This is a genomic window from Vibrio sp. Vb0888 (genome assembly GCF_033338835.1).
Taxonomy (GTDB): domain Bacteria; phylum Pseudomonadota; class Gammaproteobacteria; order Enterobacterales; family Vibrionaceae; genus Vibrio; species Vibrio alginolyticus.
In genome coordinates, this window is sequence record NZ_JAWOTL010000370.1 from 1 (window position 1) to 1,000 (window position 1,000).

At 45.9% G+C, this 1,000-nt stretch carries 1 protein-coding gene and 1 pseudogene; both read left to right on the plus strand.

Annotated features, from left to right (window positions below; all coding sequences use genetic code 11):
- A partial coding sequence (gene fliJ / locus R7P72_RS26335) for a flagellar export protein FliJ (RefSeq protein WP_318110300.1) occupies positions 1–180 on the plus strand: 180 nt, incomplete at its 5' end.
- Between the two features lie 174 nt (positions 181–354).
- Positions 355–1,000 (plus strand): annotated as a pseudogene (locus R7P72_RS26340) (flagellar hook-length control protein FliK); the annotation flags it as partial.

A 1,000-nucleotide genomic window follows, 5' to 3' on the forward strand; every position in this document is an offset into this window, starting at 1 on the left:
AAAGAACAAGTCGAAAACTGCAAAGACTACTGGCTCAAGATGCGCCAAGAACGCATGTCTTACGAGTGGATGATCGAAAAGAAAGCGAAAGAAAAGCAAATCGCGGAAGCCAAACGTGAGCAAAAGCAAATGGATGAGTTTTCCACGCTGTTGTTTAGCCGTAAGGCCAAGCCGTTCTAATTTTTGTTGAAGTTGATCTCGCTTCCACTCTTTTCGTGTGCGTTGTCCGTCAGGAAAATAGCCTTATGCGTTGGCGTGATTTTTGCAAATTCATGGTTTAATTATCTAATTTTGCCTCTGATGGGCAATCTGGTCACGCCATAAAAAGGCGTAGCTAAAAACGAGAAAGTTTTTATGCATGTGAATTTGTCTAATGTTTCTGCGACTAGCAAGACCTCAACTTCTGAGCCTTCCGCAAAAGCACCTACAGAAAGCTCTGAAAGCAAAGGTTTTTTTGAAACCTTAGCGGGAGTTTTTACAGGTTCACAAAAAGCAGAAAAAGCGGTCACTCAAACAGCAAGTACAGATGCAAAGACCGACGTTAGCACCACAGAAGGTGAAATGGTCGAGAAGAATGGCGAGAGCCAAGAATCAGTCGCGAACCGTGAGGGTGTCGACGGAAAAGCGGCTGATGCATTGCTAGAGCATGAAGGCGTAAAAGCCGTTGCTGACGAATCCGAGCAAACTTCGGAATCACTTCAAGAAGAAGGTAAAGACCCCGTCGTAGCTAAGCAAGCTTTGTCGCCAATGGAGTCAGAGGCTCAGTTGGGTTCAAAACAAAGCGCTCAGAACACAGACTCGCAAGATAAGATAGCGATGGCCAGTGCGATGGGAGAAGGTCAGCAACTACTCGGTCGTATTGAACAAGCTAACCAAGCATTGCAAACCAATGATGCTTTTGTTGATAGCGGCAAGGGTTTGCCTCTGCAGACGACGCAAGCAACTTCTTTCTCTGCTCCAGTGTCGAAACTGGTCGAAACAGATGACGCAAAAGCGCTAG